Below are 22,039 nucleotides of genomic sequence, written 5' to 3' on the forward strand. Positions count from 1 at the left end.
CAGCACGAATGCGCCGGCCGTAACGGTCAGGCCCGGGTCGTCAGCATGCTGGCGATCCGGGCCATGCCGGCGCGCACCTCGTCCGGTGACGGCGGCGGTGACGGTTCGACGTGCCGCTCCTGCGGTTCGGCGTCGTTGCCGCCGACCAGGTCTTCGAAGTCGTCGTACTCGGCGACGTCCTCGTCGGCGGAGGCTTGAGCGGCGGCCAGCTCGCCGCGGATCTCCTCGACGGTGACCAGGGTCAGCAGCGGTTCGACCACCGCCATCAGCTCCTCGTCGGCGACCACCGTCTCGGCCAGGGCCAGCGCGTGCGCCCGTTCGTACGGCCCGCACACCACCGGTTCCCACTCGCCGTCCTGGTCGCCGAGCGGCCCGAAGGTGATGATCCACGGCATCGTGTGCGCCGGTGAGTCGTCCGGCAGCTCAAGCGTGACTAGTGCCCCCACCTGACCGATCATCGTCGTACGACCGAGACCGCCGACGGCTTTTGCGGCTTTTACTGCTTTTGGCGGTGCCGTCCCAGCCGTCCGCCGGGCTGTCCGCCCGGCTGTCCGCCGGACCGCCAGGTCGACCACCCGGCCGTACCGGCTGGTCGCCGCCAGCGCCGCACCGAACAGCAGCAGCTGGTTGAGCAGATAAAGGTAGATCAGCAGACCGACCGCGCCGGCCACCACGGTGTACGCCGGATTGCGCTCGAACCGGCCGACGTAGAACCGGCCGGCGGTGTTCAACACGGTCAGCCCGAGCGCCACCACGAGGATCGGGGCGACCAGCCGCCGGGCGGACATTCGCAGCCGGGGCACCGCGACCAGCAGCGCCGAGGCGAGCACCAGGTTGATCACGAAGGCGAGCAGCACACTGACGACGGTCGCGGCCGCCGAATCCTCGCCGAGCAGCCAGCCGAGCAGCGAGCGCAGCGCGTCGACCGCGCCGACCGAGACGCCGATCAGCAGGAACACCCCGACGAGTACGGCCAGGTCGACGACCTGCCGTACGCCGAAGTGGCCGGGCTGCTGCTCGAGCCGGTAGACGAACCGTTGCGACGAGCGGATCGCCTCCACCCAGCCGATGCCGGTCAACGCGAGCAGCACCAGGCCGACGACACCGACCTGGCCGCTGTTGCGCTGGATCTGGGCCAGGTCCAGAAGCGGCAGGTTCTGCAGCAGAAAGTCGGCGACCGCCGCGCTGACCTCGGCGTTGGCCTCTACCAGGGTGCCGAACACCCAGTACGCGACCAGGCCGAGGGCGAAGACGGCGAAAAACCCGTAGTACGCGATCGCCGCAGCCAGCCGCCCGCCCAGCACCTGGTTGTAGCGTTCCACCGCCCGCCAGAGGTGGTCCAGGCGCGGGTACCGCCGCCGGGACCGGTCCAGCGCCCGCTGGGTGCCGGACCAGGCCCGGCCGAAAAAGTTCACCCCGTCATCCTGGTGTACCGGTCATCCCGGTGTACCGGTCATCCTGGTGCGCCGGGACGCCGCCGGGTGGTCAGCCGCCGAGTGGAAAATCCCGGCGCGGACGCCACCGCCCCTCACCGCTGTGCGAGAAGAGCGTGAACGAGTCGACCTCGAACTGCGCCTCGAAGCCGGCGAGGTCGTCGTACACCTTGTCCATCGCGTCGGTCGGCACGTCCTGGGCGACGGTCACATGCGGGTGGTACGCGAACCGGCTCTCCCGGACGAGCTGGTCGGCGGTGCCGATCGCCGAGGCGAGCAGCTCGCACTCGCTGATCCCGGCCGCCACCGCGACGAAGACCACCTCGGTGATCGGCCGGAACGTCCCGGTCCCGCGCAGGTGCAACGGGTACGGCGGATGCGCGGCGGCCACCGCCGCCAGGTGCGCCTCCACCTCGGCCAGCTGATCTTCGACGATGTCGGTCGGGCCGAGCAGGGTGATGTGCGCGGGCACGTACTCGGCGGCCGGGTCGCCGGCCTCGGCCCGGCGGCGGGTCAGCTCCTCACCCCACGGCTGCGGGATGTCGATGGCGACGCCGATCCGCACCTGACCGGGAGCTGGTTGCGCGCCGATGACGGACACTGTCAGACAGTCCCCGCGGGTGCCAGGAAGCCGACCCGGTCGTACACGGCGGCTAGCGTCGCGGCTGCCACCGCCTCGGCCTTCCCGGCGCCGATCGCCAGGATCTTGTCCAGCTGGGCCGGGTCGTCGAGGTAGCCGCGGGTGCGCTCCTGGATCGGCCGGACGAACTCCACCACCACCTCCGCCAGGTCCTTCTTCAGGTCACCGTAGCCTTTGCCCTGGTACGCGGCGGTCAGCTCGTCGAGCGTCCGGCCGCTGAGCGCGGCGTAGATGGTGAGTAGGTTGCTGATGCCGGGCTTGCTCTCCGGATCGTAGATGATCTCGCGGCCGGTGTCGGTGACCGCCGAGCGGATCTTCTTGGCCGATTTTGCCGGGTCGTCCAGCAGGTCGATGATGCCGGCCGGGGAGGACGACGACTTGGACATCTTCGCGGTCGGGTCCTGCAGGTCGAGGATCTTGGCGGTGTCCCGGATGATGTACGGGGCCGGCACGGTGAAGGTGGCACCGAACCGGGTGTTGAACCGCTGCGCCAGGTCCCGGGTGAGCTCCAGGTGCTGCCGCTGGTCCTCGCCGACCGGAACCTCGTCGGCCTGGTAGAGCAGGATGTCGGCGGCCTGCAGCACCGGGTAGGTGAACAGCCCGACGCTGGCCCGCTCGGCGCCCTGCTTGGCGGACTTGTCCTTGAACTGGGTCATCCGGCTCGCTTCGCCGAACCCGGTGATGCAGCCCATCACCCAGCCGAGTTGGGCGTGCTGCGGCACCTGGGACTGGACGAACAGGGTGCACCGGCCCGGGTCGAGGCCGGCGGCCAGCAGCTGGGCGACGGCCACCCGGGTCCGCTGACGCAGCACCTGCGGGTCGTGTCCGGCGGTGATCGCGTGCAGGTCGACCACGCAGTAGAAGGTGTCGTGGGTGTCCTGCATCGCCACCCAGTTGCGCACCGCACCGAGGTAGTTGCCGAGGTGGAACGAGTCGGCGGTGGGCTGGATGCCGGAGAGCACCCGGGGGCGGGAGGCGGGCTCGGACATGTCGACAATTCTGACAGCACCGGTGGATCGATGTCTCGCCGGTATCCGAGCGGCGGCCGCCGGTCGGCAATGTTCGGCTCTGTTGGATTAACCCGCCGCCATTGTTGATTACTGGCCGGATGTGGTGGAATCTTCCCCGGACGACCGGCGGCGTGAAGGGACACCGATCGTGACACTCCCGCTAGCCGACGGCGGCGCACGCGACAGCGGCGCGGGGCCGGTCACCCGCCGCGCCCACGACGGCTTCCGGCAGCGGTACGGCGTACCGCCGGCCGGTGTGTGGGCGGCACCCGGGCGGGTCAACCTGATCGGCGAGCACACCGACTACAACGACGGCTTCGTGCTGCCGTTCGCCCTGCCGCACCGCACCGTCGTCGCGGCGAGCCTGGCGGAGCCGGCAGAGCAGGCCGCACCGGCAGAGCAGGGCTGGACCGTCTGGTCCGAGCAGTCCGGGGAGGAGATCGCGTTCAACACCGCCGACGCGGACCGGCCTGGCGCGGTCGACGGCTGGGGCGGCTACGTCGCCGGGGTGGTGTGGGCGCTGCGCGAGGCCGGGTACGCCGTACCGGCCGCCCGGTTGGCGATCGCCTCCGACGTACCGCTCGGTGCCGGCCTGTCGTCGTCGGCGGCGCTGGAGGCCGCGGTGCTGACCGCCCTGACCGACCTCGGCGGCCTCGGCCCCGACCGGCTGCCGGTGGACCGGCGTCCGGCGCTGGCCCAGCGGGCGGAGAACGGCTACGCCGGGGTGCCCTGCGGGATCATGGACCAGTCGGCGTCGATCCGCTGCCGGGCCGGGCACGCGCTGTTCCTGGACTGCCGGTCGCTCGACGTCGAGCACGTCCCGTTCGACCTGGCCGCCGCCGGGCTGGCCGTCCTGGTGGTCGACACCCGGGCCCCGCACCGGCACGTCTCCGGCGAGTACGCCGCCCGCCGGGCCGCCTGCGAGCGGGCAGCCGGGCTGCTCGGCGTGCCAGCGCTACGCGAGGTGCCGGTCGACGACCTACCGGCCGCGTTGGACCGGCTGCCGGACGACCCGACCCGACGCCGGGTCCGGCACGTGGTCACCGAGAACCACCGGGTCCGCGAGACGGTGACGCTGCTGCGGTCCGGCCGGATCCGCGAGATCGGTCCGCTGCTGACCGCCTCGCACGCGTCGATGCGCGACGATTTCGAGATCACCGTGCCGGAGGTGGACGTCGCGGTGACCGCAGCGCTGGCCGGCGGCGCGTACGGTGCCCGGATGACCGGCGGCGGCTTCGGCGGTTGTGTGTTGGCGCTGGTCGATGCGGATGCCGCCGACCGGGTGGCGGCCACAGTGGGCGCGGCGTACGCCGAGCACGGCTTCCCGCCGCCGACGTTCTTCACCGCCCTGCCCTGCACGGGAGCCGAACGGATCCACTAACCTCGCCGCGACACATTAGACCAGTGGCGGCGGAGGTGCCCGTGGTGCAGGAGATGACCGACCGGCCGGCGGAGGACATCCCGTTCCTGGTCCGGATCGACGGACGCCGGTTCCTGATCTGGGCCGGCGGGCTGGCCGCCGTCTGCTGGTTGCTGGCCGGTGGCCTGCTCGGCGGGGTGGCGTACCTGGTCGCGAGGGAGGCGGCGGTCGGCCGCTCGGCGACGATGGCGTTGGCCGGTCTGCCGGTGCTGCTGCTCGGCGGGTCGCTGGCCGCGACGGTTGTCATGTGGCACGGCCGGTTCACCGGCCGGGGCCCGGTGCTGGCCGCCGACCGGACCGGGGTCTGGGTGGCGAACGGCAGTTTCCGCGCCAACCCGGTCTGGCTGCCGTGGGAGGCGGTGTCGGCGGTACAGGTCCGGCGTACCGGGATCGAGGATCTGATTTTCATCGACGCGCAGACGCCGCACCCGGCGGTGCCGCCGGGCGCCCGGCTGATGGTGCCGACCATGCTGCTGGACTGCGGCAGCACCCAGATCGTGGCAGCGCTCGGCGCGCTGGCCGCCGGTCGGGCCCCGGTCTACGGACGCTGGTGAGCTCAGCCGGAAGGTCGGGCCCGCCGGTGACAGCGGACCCGACCCGTCGGCCCTGATCAGCCGGCTTCGATGATCATGCCGGCGGCGGCGGTCCGGTTCGTCGACTCGTCGATCAGGATGAAACCGCCGGTGGTCCGGTTCCGCCGGTACTCGTCGGTGAGCAGCGGGACCGTGGTCCGGAAGGTGACCCGACCGATGTCGTTGAGGCCGAGCTGGCTGGCCGACTCGTCGCGGTGCAACGTGTTGACGTCCAGCCGGTACTGCACGCCACGGACCACGGCGCGGGCGCTGCGGGTGGTGTGCTTGATGGCGTACTTGCCGCCCACCTGCAGCGGCCGCGTCTCGTCCATCCAGCAGATCATCGCCTCGACGTCCTGAGCCGGGGTGGGCGCGTTGTGCGGCCGGCAGATCAGGTCGCCCCGGGAGATGTCCAGCTCGTCGGTGAGCCGTACGGTCACCGACATCGGCGGGAACGCCTCGTCGACCGGGCCGTCGGCGGTCTCGATGCTGGCGATCGTGCTGGTCAGCCCGGACGGCAGCACCATCACCTCGTCGCCGGGCTTGAGCACCCCGGAGGCGACCTGGCCGGCGTAGCCGCGGTAGTCGGTGACGGTGGTCGACTGCGGCCGGATCACGTACTGCACCGGGAACCGCACGTCGACCAGGTTGCGGTCGGAGGCGATGTGCACGTGCTCCAGGTGGTGCAGCAGCGACGGGCCTTCGTACCAAGGGCTGTGCTCGGAGCGGGTGGCGATGTTGTCGCCGTTCAACGCCGAGATCGGGATGACCGACAGGTCGGGCACCTCAAGCTTGGCGGCGAAGGTGGTGAACTCGTCGGCGATCGCCTCGAAGGTCGACTGGTCCCAGTCGACCAGGTCCATCTTGTTGACGCAGAGCACCAGGTGCGGCACCCGCAGCAGTGAGCAGAGGAACGCGTGCCGGCGGGACTGCTCGACCAGGCCCTTGCGGGCGTCGACCAGGATCAGCGCCAGGTCGGCGGTGGAGGCACCGGTGACCATGTTGCGGGTGTACTGGGTGTGCCCGGGGGTGTCGGCGATGATGAACTTGCGCCGGGGGGTGGCGAAGTAGCGGTACGCCACGTCGATGGTGATGCCCTGCTCCCGCTCGGCGCGCAGGCCGTCGGTGAGCAGCGCCAGGTTGGTGTACTCGTCGCCCCGGGCCGCGCTGACCGCCTCGACCGCTTCCAGCTGGTCGGTGAAGAGCGACTTGGTGTCGTAGAGCAGCCGACCGATCAGGGTCGACTTGCCGTCGTCGACGCTGCCGGCGGTGGCGAACCGCAGCAGGTCCATGGCCCGGGTGGTGGGGGCGTCAGCCGTCACCGTCATCAGAAGTAGCCCTCCCGCTTGCGGTCCTCCATGGCGGCCTCACTGACCCGGTCGTCGCCCCGGGTGGCCCCGCGCTCGGTGATCCGGGTCGCCGCGACCTCGTCGATCACCTTCTCGACGGTGTCCGCCGGGGAGCGGACCGCTGCCGTGCAGGAGGCGTCACCGACGGTACGGTAACGAACCTGCTCGATGAACGGCGTCTCACCGGACCGGGGCTGGATGAACTCGTTGACGGCGTACAGCATGCCGTCGCGCTCGATCACCTCGCGCTCGTGGGCGAAGTAGATCGGCGGCAGCTCGATCCGCTCCCGGGCGATGTAGTGCCAGACGTCCAGCTCGGTCCAGTTGGACAGCGGGAAGACCCGGATCGACTCGCCCGGGTGGTGCCGGCCGTTGTACAGCGACCACAGCTCGGGGCGCTGGTTCTTCGGGTCCCACTGGCCGAACTCGTCGCGGAACGAGAAGACCCGCTCCTTGGCCCGGGCCTTCTCCTCGTCCCGGCGGGCCCCGCCGAACAGGGCGTCGAACCGGTACTTCTCGACCGCGGTCAGCAGCACCGGGGTCTGGATGCGGTTGCGCATCCCGTCCGGCGACTCGCGGACCAGCCCCGATTCCAGGGCTTCCGGCACGCTGGCGACGACCAGTTGCAGGCCGAGTTCGTCGACCCGGCGGTCCCGGTAGTCGAGCACCTCTTGGAAGTTGTGCCCGGTGTCGACGTGCATCACCGGGAACGGGATCCGGGCCGGGGCGAACGCCTTCTGCGCCAGCCGCAGCATGACGATCGAGTCCTTGCCGCCGGAGAAGAGCAGCACCGGCCGCTCCAGCTCGGCGACGACCTCGCGCATGACGAAGATGCTCTCCGCCTCCAGCGCGTCGAGGTGGGAGACGCGGTACGCGGTCGCGTTGGTCATCACACCCACCCCTGGTTGTGGGTCATCCGAAGCTTGGTCATCCGAATACCAGACCTTTCCGGTTGGCAAGCTGGAGATAGGGGGTCAGGATACCTGCAGATGCTGCCGCAACGCTGCGAGCAGTTTGCTGGCAAGATCTCGTCGGCAGACCACCAAATCTGGCAGCCGCGGGTTGGCCTCGTTGTATCGCAGCGCGGTTCCGTCGATCCGGGAAGCGTGCAGACCGGTGGCGGTCGCCACGGCGACCGGCGCGGCCGAGTCCCACTCGTACTGGCCGCCGGCGTGCACGTAGGCGTCGGCGTCGCCAGCGATCACCGCAGCGATCTTGGCGCCGGCCGAGCCCATCGGCACCAGCTCCGCACCGAGCTGCTCGGCGAGCGCGGTGACGAAGGCCGGTGGCCGGCTGCGGCTGGCGGCCAGCCGGATCGCGCCGCCGGCCGACGCCGCCGCCGGCATCGGCGGGTACGGCGGCGGGTGCTCGGTGCTGATCGTGCGGTGCTGGGCGGGCAGTCCCACCGCGCCGGCGACCAGCCGGTGCGGGGTGGAGCCGCTGCGTGACCAGAGCGCCACATGCACCGCCCAGTCGGCCCGGCCCTCCTCAGAGAACTCCCGGGTGCCGTCGAGCGGGTCGATGATCCACACCCGGTCGGCGGTGAGCCGGGACGGCCCGGCGTCCGTCGATGTCTCGGCGTCCGGGTCCGGCAGCGCCTGGCGGGCGCCGTCGTCCTCCTCCGACAGCACCGCGTCCGCCGGCCGCCAGCGGGCCAGTTCGGTACGGAGCAGGTCGTGGGAGACCTTGTCACCGGCCGCCTTGAGCGCGGTCGGGTCGGCGTACCCCAGCTCCTCACGGACCTGGAGCAGCGACTCGCCGGCGCGCCCGGCGAGCCATCGGGCGAATGCGGCGTCGGTTACCGGCGGCGTGCTCATCTGGCTCCTCTCCTACCTGCCCGGCGGGCACCGGGCCGTCACCCGGAATCCACGGGCGGTGTTCTGCCCGGTTCACGATCCAGCTGTCCCAGATGTAACGCCACAGCCGCCTTTCAGGTGCTGTGGTACGTGTTCTGGGCCCACTCGAGCCCTCGGACGACCACCGCTTCCACCAGGTCAGCGGCCCGATCGACGAGAAAGTCGAGTTCCTTGCGTTCAGTTGTCGAGAAATCTGACAAAACATAATCTGCTGGATCCTGTCGACCGGGCGGACGCCCGATCCCGAACCTGACCCGCAGGTACTCCCTGCTGCCGAGCGACCGGGACATGGAGCGCAGCCCGTTGTGGCCGCCCTCTCCACCGCCCTGCTTCACTCGCAGTCGACCGTAGTCGATGTCCAGCTCGTCGTGCACCGTGACGATCTGCTCGACCGGCACCTTGTAGAACTTCGCCAACGCGACCACCGGGCCACCGGAGAGGTTCATGAACGTCAGCGGCTTCGCCAGCACCAGCTTCGGCCCGCCCAGGCCGAGCCGTCCCTCGCCGGACTCGGCCGTCGCCCGCCGGTGCCGGCTCAACCGCACACCCAGCCGGACGGCGAGCAGGTCCGCGACCATGAACCCGACGTTGTGCCGGTTACGGGCGTACTCCCGGCCGGGGTTGCCCAGCCCCACAACCAGCCACGGCGCCGTCTCCACCACACCTCCTGAAACGGATCAAGGCGTCACCGCCGCGGCAGGGCCGGCAGCGGGACGCCCGGATCGTCGAACGGCAGGTCAGACCGGCTGCTCGGCGGCACCTTCGGCGACGGACTCCTCAGCCGTCTCCTCGCCGGTCTCCGTGTCGAGCTGAGCGGCGGTCGGCGCGGCGGAGACCACCACGAGCACGGTCGCCGGGTCGCCGGTCAGCTCGACCCCGCCCGGCAGCTGAACGTCGCCGGCGGTGACGTGCGAGCCGGCCTCCAGGCCCTCGATCGACACTTCCAGCGACTCCGGCACCCGGGTCGCCTCGGCGCTGACCGACAGCGAGTCGTGCTCGTGCATCACCAGGGTGCCCTTGGCCGGCTCACCGACCAACTGCACCGAGATGTCCACGGTGACCTTCTCGCCCCGGCGGACCAGCAGCAGGTCGACGTGCTCGAAGGTGTCCTTGACCGGGTCACGCTGGATCGCCTTGGTCAACGCCAGCGCCTGGGTGCCGTCGGTGATCTCGATGGCGAACAACTGGTTGGCACCGCCGTGCCGGATCGCGGCGGCGAACTCACGGGCGGGCAACGCGATGTGCTTGGGCTTCTCGCCGTGGCCGTACAGCACGGCGGGCACCTTACCGGCCCGGCGGGTACGGCGGGCACCACCCTTACCGAACTCGGTGCGGGGCTCGGCGCTGATCTTTACCTCGGACACGGGAGTACTCCTGGAGTTTCGGCAGTGCGTGCGGGGGAACCTGATCCGGCTCCGGAGAGACGGACGCGATGTCGGCGGTGCCGGGCGAAGGGGCACGCTGGGCGCTCGTCCAACTGGGCAGTGCCCGGAGCACCGCGTCGATCACGGTGCTTCCGGGCGGCAGCGCTTCGTCAGCAGCGGCCCGCAGGGCACCCTCGCCGTGGCAACCGCACCAGTCTACCCGAGGCCGGTGAACAGGTTCAGGCAGTACCCCTGTGCAGTCAGGCTCAGCCCGCGCGGGCGCGGGCCGTAGATCAGCTCAGCCCGCGCGGGCGCGGGCCGTAGATCAGCTCAGCCCGCCGAACAGCGTCGTCACCGAGCCGTCGTCGAAGACCTCGCGGATCGCCCGGGCCAGCAGCGGCGCGATGGACAGTACGGTGAGCTTGTCCAACTGCTTCTCCGCCGGCAGCGGCAGGGTGTTGGTCACCACCACCTCGCTGATCCGGCTGTTCTTCAACCGCTCGGTGGCCGGGTCGGACAGCAACGCGTGGGTGGCCGCGACCGCGATGTCCGACGCACCTGCGTCGTAGAGGATCTCCGCCGCCTTGGTGATCGTCCCACCGGTGTCGATCATGTCGTCGACGATCAGGCAGACCCGGCCCTCGACGTCGCCGACCACCCGGTTCGCCACTACCTGGTTCGGCTTGAGCGGGTCCCGGGTCTTGTGAATGAAGGCCAGCGGGCAGCCGCCGAGCCGGTCGGTCCAGCGCTCGGCCACCCGGACCCGGCCCGAGTCCGGGGCGACCACGGTCATCGGCCGCCCGGCGAACCGGCTCTCGACGTAGCCGGCCAGGATGTCCATCGCGAAGAGGTGGTCGACCGGGCCGTCGAAGAAGCCCTGGATCTGCGCGGTGTGCAGATCGACAGTGAGGATCCGGTCCGCGCCGGCGGTGCGCAGCAGGTCGGCGATCAGCCGGGCGGAGATCGGCTCCCGGCCGCGGTGCTTCTTGTCCTGACGTGAGTACGGGTAGAACGGCAGCACCACGGTGATCCGCTTGGCCGAACCACGCTTCAGCGCGTCGATCATGATCAGGGTCTCCATCACCCAGCGGTTGACGCCGTGGGTGACCGACTGGACGACGAACGCGTCCGAGCCGCGGACCGACTCCTTGAACCGGACGAAGATCTCACCGTTGGAGAACTCGTACGAGTCGGCCGGGGTGGGTGCGATGCCGAGCACTTCACCGATCTCCTCGGCGAGCTCGGGGAAACCCCGGCCGGTGAAAAGCATCAGGCTCTTGCGGTTCTCGGCGACGATGCTGCCCATCGAGACGTCTGCTCCCGTCAGGGTGGTTGCGGACGCCGACCTGGCTGGGCCGTACGCCGCTGGACTAGTCAGTCGCAGTATCTCCCGGAACCGGGTCAGTGACACCGTGATGGTGGGCCGCTTCACCGTTACCAGCCCCGACCTGCCCGTTCCCGGCATCGGCCGGGCTGTTCCCGGCACTGGCCGTACCGGCCGTGGCACGTTCGGCCGCCGCCGCGGCGGCGGTACCCGGCCGGCGGGACCGCACCCAGCCGTCGACCGTGCGCTGCTGGGCCCGGGTGACGGCGAGCGCGCCGGGCGGCACGTCCCGGTTCACCACGCTGCCCGCTCCGACGTACGCACCGGCGCCGATCTCGACCGGGGCGATCAGGCTGCTGTCGCAGCCGACGAAGGCGGACTCCCCGACCGTGGTGTGGCTCTTGTGCACCCCGTCGTAGTTGACGAAGATCGTCGCCGCGCCGATGTTGGCCCGGGCACCGATCGTGGCATCCCCGACGTAGCTCAGGTGTGGCACCTTGGCACCCGCGCCGATCTGCGACTTCTTCACCTCGACGAAGGTGCCGACCTTGGCCCGCTCGTCGAGCTGGGCGTCCGGGCGCAGATAGGCGTACGGCCCGACGCTCGCGCCGGCGCCGATCCGGGCCTGCACGGCGTGCGACCGCAGCACGGTCGCGCCCGCGCCGACGGCAGTGTCGATCAGCGTGACGTCCGGCCCGACGGTGGCCTCGGCACCGACCGTGCTGGTGCCGTACAGCTGGGTGTTCTGCTCGACGACGGCGTCACGTTCCAGGCGTACCGTCACGTCGATCCAGGTGGTGGCCGGGTCGAGGATGCTCACCCCGGCGCGCATCCAGCCCTCGTTGACCCGGTCGGCGAGCAGCCGGCGCAACCGGGCCAGCTCCACCCGGTCGTTGCAGCCCAGGGTCTCGGTCACGTCGGTCGCGACGTGCACGCCGACCGGCGCTCCGGCGGCGGCCAGCAGGCCGACGGCGTCGGTCAGGTACTCCTCGCCCTGGTCGTTGTCGGTGGTGAGTTTACCGAGCGCGTCGCGCAGCCCGGCCGCGTCGAAGGCGTAGATCCCGGCGTTGATCTCGCGGATCCGGCGCTGCTCCGGGCTGGCGTCGCGCTCCTCGACGATGCGTTCCAGGCCGCCGGCCGGGTCGCGGACGATCCGCCCCAGACCGGTCGGGTCGGCGACCTCGGCGGTCAGTACGGTGGCGGCCGCCCCGGCCGACTCGTGTGCCTCGATCAGCTCGGCGACCGTCTCCGGACGCAGCAGCGGTACGTCGCCGTTGAGCACCACGACGGTGCCGGTGGCGTCGGGGGCGGCCGCCATCGCCAGCCGGACCGCGTGCCCGGTGCCGTGCTGCTCGGCCTGCAGCACCGGCACGGCCGCCGGGGCGATCTCCGACAGGTGGGCGGTGACCTGCTCGGCGCGGTGGCCGACGACGACCAGGGTGCGCTCGGCGGCGGCGGCCGTGGCGGCGGTGAGGACGTGCCCGACCAGGGTCCGACCGAGCAGCGGGTGCAGCACCTTGGGTAGCGCCGATTTCATCCGCTTGCCTTCGCCGGCAGCGAGGACGACCACGGTACGGGACCGGGGCTGGATCACGAGAAATGCTCCCGTCAGGGCGGCGGCACACCTGCTTGACCTGGCACGACACCCAGCGTCACCGCCGGCGGTCTGGGTGTTGCGGGAAGCTCGGCCGCTAGGACTCGAACCTAGAATATCGGGACCAAAACCCGAGGTGTTGCCAATTACACCACGGCCGACCGTGCTACGGGCACAGCCTAGCGTGCCGGGCGGATTCCGGCGTACTCCCGTTCGCCCGACCGTGAAACCCGACCGTGGGACCCGACCCTGAAACTCGACCATAGAAAACTACGGCCCCGTAGGTTACGGTGACGTAGGCGTAAGTTCCCGTTCTTTCACCGCTGGCCGCCGCACCGGCTGGAACGCCCCGGCGCACCGCGGTCGAACCGTCACCGCTGCGAGGTGCCATGTCAACCGCCCTACTCGAGCCACCACCGACCAACCCCGGACCCGCCCCCAAGCCGCTGACCGTCGGCAAACAGTCGATCGGTGTGCTGATCGCCCTCGGCGCCTTCGTGACTGTCCCGTTCCTGGCGCTGATCGCCGCCGTACCGGTCGCCTGGGGCGGCTGGCTGGGCTGGACCGACGTCGCCATCGGGCTGGTCTTCTACGTGGTAGCCGGACTGGGCATCACCGTCGGGTTCCACCGGTACTTCACCCACGGCTCGTTCAAGGCGAAGCGGTGGCTGCGGATCACCCTGGCGCTCGCCGGCTCGCTGGCGATCGAGGGCAACGTGATCCAGTGGGTCGCCGACCACCGCCGGCACCACGCCTTCAGCGACATCGAGGGCGACCCGCACTCGCCGTGGCGCTTCGGCACCAGCGTCTGGGGGCTGACCAAGGGCCTGCTCTACGCCCACGTCGGCTGGTTGTTCCACCGCGACCTGACCAACCAGGAGCGGTTCACCCCGGACCTGCTCGCCGACAAGGACATCCGGCGCATCGACCAGCTCTTCCCGGCGCTGGTCGTGTTCACCATGCTCGCCCCGGCGGCGATCGGCGGCCTGGCCACCTGGTCCTGGCAGGGCGCGCTGACCGCGTTCTTCTGGGCCGGCCTGGTCCGGGTGGCGCTGCTGCACCACATCACCTGGTCGATCAACTCGGTCTGCCACGTCTACGGCGAACGGCCGTTCGAGGTGCGGCAGGGGGACAAGGCGTCGAACTTCTGGCCGCTGGCCATCCTGTCCTTCGGCGAGAGCTGGCACAACCTGCACCACGCCGACCCGACCTGCGCCCGGCACGGCGTACTGCGCGGGCAGATCGACATCTCCGCGCGGGTGATCTGGCTGCTGGAGAAGACCGGTGCGGTCTCCAACGTCCGCTGGCCGAAGCCCGATCGGATCGCAGCCAAGCTGGTCAAGCCGGCCGGCTGAGCCGGACTGCGGCCGGTACGGCTACCCACCGGGTCGGTGCGGGCACCGACCCGGTGGCCCGGCACTGGCAGGATGAGCCAAGTGACGGACAACCGAACCACCAACGGTGACGCTTCACCGGGCGGCACACCGGCACCGCCACCGCCACCGGCGGTGCCGGCCAAATCGAACTCCCGGGTCCGCATGTCGGCCGCGCAACGGCGGGAACAGCTGATCACCATCGGGCGGCAGCTCTTCGCCGAGCGGGGGTTCGACGCCACCTCCATCGAGGAGGTCGCCTCCCGGGCGAAGGTCTCCAAGCCGGTGGTGTACGAGCACTTCGGCGGCAAGGAAGGGCTGTACGCGGTCGTGGTGGACCGGGAGGTCCGCGCCCTGCTCGACCGGATCACCACCGCGCTGACCGCCGGGCACCCGCGTGAGCTGCTGGAGCAGGCCGCCCTGGCGTTGCTGGACTACATCGAGGCGGAGACGAACGGTTTCCGGGTGCTGGTCCGCGAATCGCCGCTGCTGTCGGCCGCCGGCAACTTTTCCAGCGTGATGAACGACGTGGCGCACCAGGTGGAACACATCCTCGGCGCCGAGTTCAAGAGCCGGGGGTACGACCCGAAGCTCGCCGAGCTGTACTCCCAGGCGCTGGTCGGGATGGTCGCGCTGACCGGGCGCTGGTGGCTGGAGGTACGCAAGCCGCGCAAGGAGACGGTCGCCGCGCACCTGGTCAACCTGGCCTGGAACGGTCTGTCCCACCTGGAAGCGAAACCCACCCTGCTGACCCGGCGCCGCAACCACTGACCGCCGGGCCGGGCAGGATCGGTCCGGACGGGGTCGGACCGGCGCGGCGCTCACCGCCGGGCCCGCTCGGCCGGGCGGTGCGCGCCGCGCCGGTAGCGTTCCTCATCGCCGGCCGCCTCGGCCGGCCCCACCTTGTCGTACAGGCCGGTAGCCAGGAAGACCAGGCCGAAGATCAGCGACACGATCACGGTCGACATCGAGAAGTTCAGAAAGTTCGCGTCGGTCTGCAGCAGAGCCATCATCAGCAGACCGGTGACCATGAAGACCACCGCGATGGTGAGGTTGGCGAGGTGCCCGGCCCGGCCACCGATGATCGCCCCGATCAGGATCAGCCCGCCGTAGACGATCGAGGAGATCGAGAACGCGAGGTTGGTGCGCAGCCCGAGCACCCAGACGTCGTCCCGGGCGAACAGCGAATCACCCCAGGTGGCGACCGTTCCGGCGATGCCGAAGATCAGCACGTACAGGCCGGTCAGCCCGGCGATCGTCCGATAGACCGGCCGCAGCGGGTGGTTGACCGGAATGTGCGCCATGGCTGCCGCTCCTGTCGCCGATCCAGGGCCCCGCGTCGCGGCGACGCGGGCCGTCTTTCCCCGGATTCTCCCGCCGTGAGCGGGTGGCGCGCAGCCGAACCGACCGGTAGGCGGCCGCGGATCAGCCGGATCGGCCGCCCGGATCAGCGACCCCGGACCAGAGCGCCGGACCAGGTCAGAGCACCAGCCGGCCGTCCCGCCACGCCTGGGCCTCCTGCTCGGTGCCGGTCCGGCCGTACATGGCGGCCATCAGCAGCACCAGGCCGATGATCATGACGACCAGGCAGGTGCTGACCGTGAAGTTGAGGAAGTTGGCGTCGGTGCGCAGCACCGCCAACTCGGCCAGGCTCAGCGCCATCAGACCGTACGCCAGCGCCTTGTTGATCGCCGTGTCGATGTTGCGGCCGAGCCCTACGCCGGCCAGCACAGCCACGCCCAGCACCAGGCACAGCCCGGAGAAGCCGAGGTTGGCGCCCTGACCGAGCACCCGGCTGTCGTTCTGCGCGAAGAGGTCGTCGCCGCTGGTGACGATGATCCCGACGACACCGAAGATCACCAGGTAGAGGCCGGTCAGCGCGGCGACCGCCCGGTAGATCGGCCGGGCGGGGTGGTTGACGGGGGTGTGCATGGGGTCTGCTCCAACGCCGACGGGGGGTGGTCGCCGACGATTGTCGCTCATCGCCCGCGACCAGCGGGGGGTGGCCCCGGCCGGCGCGGCCCAGCTCACCAACCGGCCCGGCCCGCTCACCTGACGCCTAGCTCACCTGCTCGGCCAGGGCGAGCCACTCCTCCTCGGTACGGCTGCGCTGCGCCTGCACCTCACGCAGTCGGGCGTCCAGCTCGGCGAGCCGGTTGAAGTCGGTGGCGTGCCGGGCAAGCTCCTCGTGCAGCGCCGCCTCCTGCTGCTCCAGCTTGCCGACCTGGCGCTCCAGCCGGGCCAGCTCCTTGCGGGCCGCCCGCAGGTCACCGGCGGACAGCCCGCCACCGGCGGCGTCACTCGCCGGCCGCTCGCCGGTCACCGCCGGGCCGGCCGCACCGGAACCCGCCGACCGGCCGGCCCCGGCGGCCCGCGCCGCACCCGAGCCGGCGGCACCGCCGGCCCGGGCCAGGTACTCGTCGACCCCGCCGGGCAGGTGCACCAGCCGGCCGTCGCCGAACATGCCGTACGCCTCGTCGGTGACCCGCTCGATCAGGTACCGGTCGTGGCTGGCCACGATCAGCGTGCCCGGCCACGAGTCGAGCAGGTCCTCCAGCGCCGCCAGGGTGTCGGTGTCCAGGTCGTTGGTGGGCTCGTCGAGCAGCAGCACGTTCGGCTCGCCGGCCAGCAGCCGCAGCAGCTGCAGCCGACGACGTTCGCCCCCGGACAGGTCACCGACCGGGGTCCACAGCCGCCGGTCGGTGAAGCCGAACATCTCGGCGAACTGGGTGGCGGCCAGTTCCCTGTCGCCGAACACCACCCGGCGGGCGACCTCCTCCACCGCCTCCAGCACCCGCAGCTCGCTGGGGAGTTCGGCCAGCTCCTGGGACAGAAACGCCGGCCGGACCGTCGCCCCGGTGACCACCCGACCCTGCTGCGGGGCGCGGACCCCGGCCAGCAGCCGCAGCAAGGTGGTCTTGCCGGCACCGTTGGCACCGACGATCGCGAACCGGTCCCCCGGGCCGATCTGCCAGGTCAGCCCGTCGAGGATCAGCTTGTCCCCGGCGTACGCGGTGACGTCGTCCAGCTCGTAGACCTGCTTGCCGAGCCGGGCGGTGGCCAGCCGGTGCAGCGACACGGTGTCGCGCGGCGGCGGCACGTCGGCGATCAGCGCGTTGGCCGCCTCGATCCGGAACCGCGGCTTGGAGGTACGGGCCGGTGGGCCTCGGCGCAGCCAGGCGATCTCCTTGCGGAGCAGGTTCTGCCGGCGGGCCTCGGTGGCCGCCGCGACCCGCTCCCGTTCGGCGCGGGCCAGCGTCCAGGCGGCGAACCCGCCCTCGTAGGCGCGGACCGTCTGGTCGGCGACCTCCCAGGTGTCGGTGCAGACCTCGTCGAGGAACCACCGGTCGTGCGTGACCACCACCAGCGCGCCCCGGCGACGCTGCACCAGGTACGCGGCGAGCCAGGCCACCCCGGCGACGTCCAGATGGTTGGTCGGCTCATCGAGGATGAGCAGCTCGGCCGGGCGGATCAGCAACGCGGCCAGGGCGATTCGGCGCCGCTCGCCGCCGGACATCGGCCCGACCGGCTGGTCCAGACCGAGGTGCGGCATGCCGAGACCGTCCAGGACGGTACGCACCCCGGCGTCGCCGGCCCACACGTGCTCGGCGCCGAACCCCTCGGCCAGCCACGCAGTGCCGAGCACCACGTCCCGTACGGTGGCGTCGCCGGCCAGCTCGAGCGTCTGGGGCAGCGCGGCGACCCGCAGGTCCCGGCGGTGGGTGACCCGTCCGGCGTCGGGTTCCTCGGCCTTGGTGAGCAGCCGCAGCAGGGTCGATTTCCCGGCGCCGTTGAGACCGACGACGCCGATCCGGTCGCTGTCGTCCAGGCCCAGCGAGACCTCGGTGAGCAGCTGCCCAGCGGCGCCGTAGCCCTTGGACACCCGGTCCAGATTGACGATGTTCACCATCAGACCAGCCTGGCACCGGCGACGGCGCCGTGCGCGAGGTGCACGTCGCGGCAGACGCCGGCGTCGTCGAGCGCGGCCGCGACGGTCGCCGCGCCGGCCGCGTCCGCCGCCAGGAAGACACAGGTCGGGCCGGACCCGGAAACCATACCGGCCAACGCCCCGGCGGCCACCCCAATGTCCAGCACCTGCTTGATCGCCGGACGCATGGACAGCGCGGCCGGCTCGAGATCGTTGCCGAGCGCGCCGGCCAGCACCTGCGGATCTCGCTGGCGCAGCGCGGCCAGCAGCTCGTCGGCGGCGCCGACCGGTGGCGGCGCCGCACCGGCCGCCCGCAGCCGGTCCAACTCGGCGTACACCTCGGGGGTGGACAGGCCGCCGTCGGCCACCGCGACGACCCAGTGCCAGGTGGTGGGTCGGGCCAGCACCGGGCTGATCGCCTCGCCCCGGCCGGTGCCCAGCGCGGTGCCGCCGTGCAGCAGGAACGGTACGTCCGAGCCGAGGCCGGCGGCCAGCCCGGCCAGGTCGTCACGGGACAGCCCGGTCCCCCACAGTTCGTCGCAGGCGACCAGCGCGGCGGCGGCGTCCGCGCTGCCGCCGGCCAGGCCGGCCGCGAGCGGGATCGGCTTGCGCAGGTGCAGTCGGGCGTGCGCGGGGACCCGGGCGTGCGCGGCCAGCGCCCGTGCGGCGCGCAGCACCAGGTTGGAGTCGTCCAGTGCCAACTCGCCGGTGCCCTCACCGTCCATGGTCAGGATCAGGGTGTCGGCCCGCCGGGCGGTCAGCTCGTCGTAGAGCGCGATCGCGTGGTAGACAGTGCTCACCTCGTGGTAACCGTCGGGCCGGAGCGGGCCGACGGCCAACCGCAGGTTGATCTTGGCTGGCACCCGCACCTTGACCGAATTGCGCGCACCGCGACGGAAACCGTCGTCCTCGTCGCCCGGCCGCCACGCCTCGGTCACCGGGAAATACCCCGGCTGAGGTGGGCCGCGCGGGTACCTCTCGTCACGATCACGGCCGCCAGCCTACTCGGCCACCGTTTCGGCCAGCGGCGCCGCCGCAGCGATCGCCGCGAACTGGGCCACGGTCAACGCCTCGCCCCGCGCACCCGGGTCGACCCCGGCCGTGGCCAGCACCGCCGCCGCCCGGTCCGCGCCGCCGGCCCAGCCGGCCAGCGCCGCCCGCAGCGTCTTGCGGCGCTGCGCGAACGCGGCGTCCACCACGGCGAAGACCTGCCGCCGGAACCGGTCCACCGGCTGACCCGCCGGCACCGCCGGTGGCTCGCGGCGGGTGAACGCGACCAGCCCGGAGTCGACGTTGGGCACCGGCCAGAACACGCTCGGCGGCACCCGACCGACGGTGCGGGCGGCAGCGTACCAGGCCAGCTTCACCGACGGTACGCCGTACGTGCGCGAGCCCGGACCGGCGACCAGCCGGTCGGCCACCTCCTTCTGCACCATCACCAGCCCCTGCCGGAGGCCGGGCAGCTCGGCGAGCAGGTGCAGCACCACCGGCACCGCCACGTTGTACGGCAGGTTGGCCACCAGCGCGGTCGGTTCCGGCCCGCCGAGCCCGGCGGCGGTGATCCGCAGGGCGTCGGCGGTGTGCACGGTCAGCCGGGCGAGGTCACCTCCGCAGCCGGCGACGGTCGACGGCAGCGCGCCGGCCAGCACCGAATCGATCTCCACGGCGTGCAGGTGGCGTACCTGGTCGAGCAGGCCCAGGGTCAGCGAGCCGAGCCCGGGGCCGATCTCCAGCACCACCGCGTCCGGCGGCAGGTCGGCGGCGGAGGCGATCCGCCGGACCGTGTTCGGGTCGTGCACGAAGTTCTGCCCGAGCCGTTTGGTGGGCGCCACCGCCAGCCGGCCGGCCAGCTCCCGGATCTGCGCCGGGCCGAGCAGCTCCGTCACCGGCTCACCATGGCCCGAACACCCGGTCGCCGGTGGCCGAGATCGCGGCGCACAGCTCTGCCAGGTCGCTGCCGGTGACCTCGGCCAGCAGCCGGACGGTGTGCGGGATCAGATAGGAAGCGTTCGGCCGGCCCCGGTGCGGCATCGGCGTCAGGTACGGCGCGTCGGTCTCCACCAGCATCTGCTCGACCGGCGTCACGGCGGCCGCGGCGCGCAGGCCGGCGGCGTTGCCGAAGGTCACCGTACCGGCGAAGCTGAGCACGAAGCCGCGCCGCACGCAGTCGGCGGCGAAAGCCGCGTCGCCGGAGAAGCAGTGCATCACCACGGTCTGCGGGGCGCCTTCGGAGTCGAGCACCCGCAGCACGTCGGCGTGCGCGTCCCGGTCGTGGATCACCAGCGGCTTGCCGTACCGTTTGGCGATCGCGATGTGCGCCCGGAAGCTGGCCTGCTGCGCGGCGAGGCCGTCCGGCCCGGTCCGGAAGTGGTCCAGCCCGGTCTCGCCGATGCCCCGCACCCGGTCGGCGGCGGCCAGCGCCTCGATCTCCCGCAGCGCCTCGTCCAGGTCGGCCAGTCGGGGTGCCTCGTTGGGGTGCAGGGCGACCGTGGCGACCACCGCCGGGGTGCCGGCCGCCAGCTCGGCGCCCCAGCGCGACGACTCCAGGTCGACACCGACCTGGACCAGCCGGTCGACGCCGACCGCCGCGGCCCGGGCGATCAGGGTGGCCACCGGATCGCCGGTGTCCCGGCCGGGCACCGCCGGTTCGGCGACGGTCAGGTCCAGGTGGGTGTGGCTGTCGATCACCGGTACGGGCAGCGGGTCGGGTGGCGGTGGGAACTCCCCGGCCCGGCGGGCGGCCCGTTGGCGGCGGGTCTCGGCTGGCTGCGTCATCATCGGACAGCATCACACGCCCCGCTCCGGCCGGTTCACCGGCCCACCCGGGCGGCACCGTCAATGGACATCCGGCGGCAACCGCGCGTTCACCCGAAGCAGTGACCCGGCAACTACCTTCGGCGACGTGACTCTGAGCTCTGCGCGTGGCGGCGTCGCCGATGCCCCGGCCGGTCTGCACGTCCGCTTCGAGGGAGCGGTCTACCCGGCTGAGGAGATCGCCCGGGGTGCCGCGTACCGGCTGGTCAGTTTGGACCCGGTGGCCGGCTTCCAGCGCGACGGCCGGGGCCGCTGGTTCCGCCACGTGCACGCCAGCGAGGTCGGCCCGGTCTCCGGCGCGGGTGCCTCCGGTGGCGGCGCGGCGGCGGACGACCGCGTCGACGATCCGGGCGACAGTCCGCTGATGGCCCCGTTGACCCGGGCCGCCAGCTGGGCGGATCTGCACCAGATGAGCCAGACCCCGGCCTTCGCCGGCAATCCGGCGATCACCGTGGTCCGGCGTACCGCGACGGTCCGGCGCGGCACCCGGATGATGAAGGTCCTCTCCGGCCGGCAGGTGGCCGGATTCCTGCGTGGCTGGTCGCCGGCCGGTTTCTGCTACCGGGAGTACGACATCGCGCATCTACGCACTCCGGCCGACCTGGCCCTGCTGCGCACCGACGACGGAGGCGGGCGGGACAGCCTGGAGGTGGCGTACGCGCTGCGCTGGCGGGCCATCGGCGCCGACGACTACGAGATCCCGGCCGGGCCGGCGCACCAGGGGCTGGTGGCCATGCCGCCGCGGGACCGGATCGGCCCGCCGGTGCTCGGCACCGGGTTCACCCCGAGCGAGCGTCACCTGATCCCCGAATTCGTCACCGCCGGCTGCACCGACCTGCCGATGCCGGCCAACGCCGCCCTGCTGGCGTACACCCCGGACGGCGCGGAGGTGGTGCTGTACACCTACCAGCCGGAGCAGCGCGGCTGGATCCGGATGGCCGGGCCGCAGCGACGGCACCTGCTCGACGGCATCCCCGACGTCCCGTCGGACCAGGAGTACCTGCGCACCGGCGACCTGCCGCAGTCGACCCAACTCGTCGGCACCCACGCCGGCCAGACCTACGAGGCGGTCGCCGACCCGCCGCACGAGTTCCGGGTGCTGGCGATGACCCGGGCCGCCCGCTACCCGGTCGATTCGCTGGCCCGCCGGGTGCGGCTCGCCACCTGGCGCGACGCCCGCTGCCAGGTGCTGCGGCAGGACTCCGGGTGGAGCCGGCTGCGGCTGTGCCGGCCCACCCCGGAGGCGGTCGCGTCGCTCGGCGCGCAGTGCTACGAACGCGGGGTGTACGAGGTGTGGGCACCGAGTGTGGAGATCTCCGACGAAGGCCCGACCGACCTGCCGTACCAGCTGTGAACCAGCCG

The 22,039-nt window shown here is 71.9% G+C and carries 21 protein-coding genes, 1 tRNA gene and 1 pseudogene; 5 read left to right on the forward strand and 18 right to left on the reverse strand.

The annotated features are described in order from the left end of the window. Positions 1 to 26: 26 nt before the first annotated feature. The 4 genes and pseudogenes from ACFHWT_RS14875 to trpS form a co-directional block, all read right to left on the reverse strand. Complete coding sequence (locus ACFHWT_RS14875; protein ID WP_416595229.1) at positions 27 to 446, reverse strand: hypothetical protein; 420 nt, start codon at positions 444 to 446, stop codon at positions 27 to 29. Positions 447 to 560: 114 nt separating this feature from the next. Next, positions 561 to 1,415 (reverse strand): annotated as a pseudogene (locus ACFHWT_RS14880) (YihY/virulence factor BrkB family protein); the annotation flags it as partial. Positions 1,416 to 1,485: 70 nt separating this feature from the next. Further along, the gene (locus ACFHWT_RS14885) at positions 1,486 to 2,034 is read right to left on the reverse strand and encodes a 2'-5' RNA ligase family protein (RefSeq protein ID WP_282232257.1); all 549 of its coding nucleotides are present in this window, start codon (positions 2,032 to 2,034) and stop codon (positions 1,486 to 1,488) included. 2 nt (positions 2,035 to 2,036) lie between these two features. Next, positions 2,037 to 3,062, reverse strand: coding sequence for a tryptophan--tRNA ligase (gene trpS / locus ACFHWT_RS14890; RefSeq protein ID WP_416595189.1), 1,026 nt, complete (start codon positions 3,060 to 3,062; stop codon positions 2,037 to 2,039). 169 nt (positions 3,063 to 3,231) lie between these two features. Between trpS and galK the strand changes: the two genes are divergently transcribed. Beyond that, positions 3,232 to 4,464 carry a galactokinase gene (galK, locus tag ACFHWT_RS14895; RefSeq protein ID WP_416595190.1) on the forward strand — a complete coding sequence of 411 codons (1,233 nt, stop codon included), beginning with the start codon at positions 3,232 to 3,234 and terminating at the stop codon, positions 4,462 to 4,464. A gap of 23 nt (positions 4,465 to 4,487) precedes the next feature. Next, complete coding sequence (locus ACFHWT_RS14900; protein WP_416595191.1) at positions 4,488 to 5,057, forward strand: hypothetical protein; 570 nt, start codon at positions 4,488 to 4,490, stop codon at positions 5,055 to 5,057. Positions 5,058 to 5,113: 56 nt separating this feature from the next. Here the strand turns inward: ACFHWT_RS14900 and ACFHWT_RS14905 are convergent, their stop codons facing one another. From ACFHWT_RS14905 to ACFHWT_RS14940, 8 genes are all read right to left on the reverse strand, one after another. Further along, positions 5,114 to 6,403 (reverse strand): sulfate adenylyltransferase subunit 1, encoded by a 1,290-nt coding sequence (locus tag ACFHWT_RS14905; protein ID WP_416595192.1) that lies wholly within the window; start codon positions 6,401 to 6,403, stop codon positions 5,114 to 5,116. Further along, complete coding sequence (gene cysD, locus ACFHWT_RS14910; RefSeq protein ID WP_416595193.1) at positions 6,403 to 7,314, reverse strand: sulfate adenylyltransferase subunit CysD; 912 nt, start codon at positions 7,312 to 7,314, stop codon at positions 6,403 to 6,405. Before cysD ends, ACFHWT_RS14905 begins: the two co-directional genes overlap by 1 nt. Positions 7,315 to 7,398: 84 nt before the next feature. Beyond that, positions 7,399 to 8,241, reverse strand: coding sequence for a 3'(2'),5'-bisphosphate nucleotidase CysQ (locus tag ACFHWT_RS14915; RefSeq protein ID WP_416595194.1), 843 nt, complete (start codon positions 8,239 to 8,241; stop codon positions 7,399 to 7,401). 113 nt (positions 8,242 to 8,354) lie between these two features. Then, positions 8,355 to 8,942 (reverse strand): aminoacyl-tRNA hydrolase, encoded by a 588-nt coding sequence (gene pth / locus ACFHWT_RS14920; protein ID WP_416595195.1) that lies wholly within the window; start codon positions 8,940 to 8,942, stop codon positions 8,355 to 8,357. A 75-nt stretch (positions 8,943 to 9,017) separates the two neighbouring features. Continuing rightward, positions 9,018 to 9,644 (reverse strand): 50S ribosomal protein L25/general stress protein Ctc, encoded by a 627-nt coding sequence (locus tag ACFHWT_RS14925; protein WP_416595196.1) that lies wholly within the window; start codon positions 9,642 to 9,644, stop codon positions 9,018 to 9,020. Between the two features lie 325 nt (positions 9,645 to 9,969). Further along, positions 9,970 to 10,950 (reverse strand): ribose-phosphate diphosphokinase, encoded by a 981-nt coding sequence (locus ACFHWT_RS14930; RefSeq protein WP_282232264.1) that lies wholly within the window; start codon positions 10,948 to 10,950, stop codon positions 9,970 to 9,972. Between the two features lie 64 nt (positions 10,951 to 11,014). Then, the gene (gene glmU, locus ACFHWT_RS14935; RefSeq protein ID WP_416595230.1) at positions 11,015 to 12,505 is read right to left on the reverse strand and encodes a bifunctional UDP-N-acetylglucosamine diphosphorylase/glucosamine-1-phosphate N-acetyltransferase GlmU; all 1,491 of its coding nucleotides are present in this window, start codon (positions 12,503 to 12,505) and stop codon (positions 11,015 to 11,017) included. A 146-nt stretch (positions 12,506 to 12,651) separates the two neighbouring features. Beyond that, positions 12,652 to 12,723 (reverse strand) — tRNA-Gln (locus ACFHWT_RS14940). A gap of 228 nt (positions 12,724 to 12,951) precedes the next feature. On the opposite strand from ACFHWT_RS14940, the gene ACFHWT_RS14945 reads away from it, so the two are divergent. Beyond that, a complete protein-coding gene (locus tag ACFHWT_RS14945; protein ID WP_416595197.1) occupies positions 12,952 to 13,917 on the forward strand; it encodes an acyl-CoA desaturase in 966 nt (321 codons plus the stop codon). Between the two features lie 183 nt (positions 13,918 to 14,100). Next, a complete protein-coding gene (locus tag ACFHWT_RS14950; protein ID WP_278174632.1) occupies positions 14,101 to 14,706 on the forward strand; it encodes a TetR/AcrR family transcriptional regulator in 606 nt (201 codons plus the stop codon). A gap of 50 nt (positions 14,707 to 14,756) precedes the next feature. Here ACFHWT_RS14950 and ACFHWT_RS14955 read toward each other — a convergent pair whose 3' ends face one another. The 6 genes from ACFHWT_RS14955 to ACFHWT_RS14980 form a co-directional block, all read right to left on the reverse strand. Next, positions 14,757 to 15,239 carry a DUF4383 domain-containing protein gene (locus ACFHWT_RS14955; RefSeq protein ID WP_416595198.1) on the reverse strand — a complete coding sequence of 161 codons (483 nt, stop codon included), beginning with the start codon at positions 15,237 to 15,239 and terminating at the stop codon, positions 14,757 to 14,759. A gap of 175 nt (positions 15,240 to 15,414) precedes the next feature. Next, positions 15,415 to 15,867 (reverse strand): DUF4383 domain-containing protein, encoded by a 453-nt coding sequence (locus ACFHWT_RS14960; RefSeq protein WP_416595199.1) that lies wholly within the window; start codon positions 15,865 to 15,867, stop codon positions 15,415 to 15,417. A gap of 127 nt (positions 15,868 to 15,994) precedes the next feature. Further along, on the reverse strand, positions 15,995 to 17,845 hold the full coding sequence (locus tag ACFHWT_RS14965; RefSeq protein WP_416595200.1) for an ABC-F family ATP-binding cassette domain-containing protein: 1,851 nt from the start codon (positions 17,843 to 17,845) through the stop codon (positions 15,995 to 15,997). Continuing rightward, the gene (locus ACFHWT_RS14970) at positions 17,845 to 18,801 is read right to left on the reverse strand and encodes a 4-(cytidine 5'-diphospho)-2-C-methyl-D-erythritol kinase (protein WP_416595201.1); all 957 of its coding nucleotides are present in this window, start codon (positions 18,799 to 18,801) and stop codon (positions 17,845 to 17,847) included. Before ACFHWT_RS14970 ends, ACFHWT_RS14965 begins: the two co-directional genes overlap by 1 nt. Positions 18,802 to 18,864: 63 nt before the next feature. Beyond that, entirely contained in the window at positions 18,865 to 19,749 is an 885-nt protein-coding gene (gene rsmA, locus ACFHWT_RS14975) for a 16S rRNA (adenine(1518)-N(6)/adenine(1519)-N(6))-dimethyltransferase RsmA (protein ID WP_416595202.1), read from the reverse strand. Positions 19,750 to 19,753: 4 nt separating this feature from the next. Next, on the reverse strand, positions 19,754 to 20,638 hold the full coding sequence (locus ACFHWT_RS14980) for a TatD family hydrolase (RefSeq protein WP_416595203.1): 885 nt from the start codon (positions 20,636 to 20,638) through the stop codon (positions 19,754 to 19,756). Positions 20,639 to 20,765: 127 nt separating this feature from the next. Here ACFHWT_RS14980 and ACFHWT_RS14985 point away from each other — a divergent pair, with 127 nt between their 5' ends. Beyond that, complete coding sequence (locus ACFHWT_RS14985) at positions 20,766 to 22,031, forward strand: hypothetical protein (protein WP_416595204.1); 1,266 nt, start codon at positions 20,766 to 20,768, stop codon at positions 22,029 to 22,031. Positions 22,032 to 22,039 lie beyond the last annotated feature (8 nt).

Origin of the sequence: Micromonospora sp. LOL_021, assembly GCF_048060215.1 — a bacterium.
Taxonomy (GTDB): Bacteria; Actinomycetota; Actinomycetes; order Mycobacteriales; family Micromonosporaceae; genus Micromonospora_E.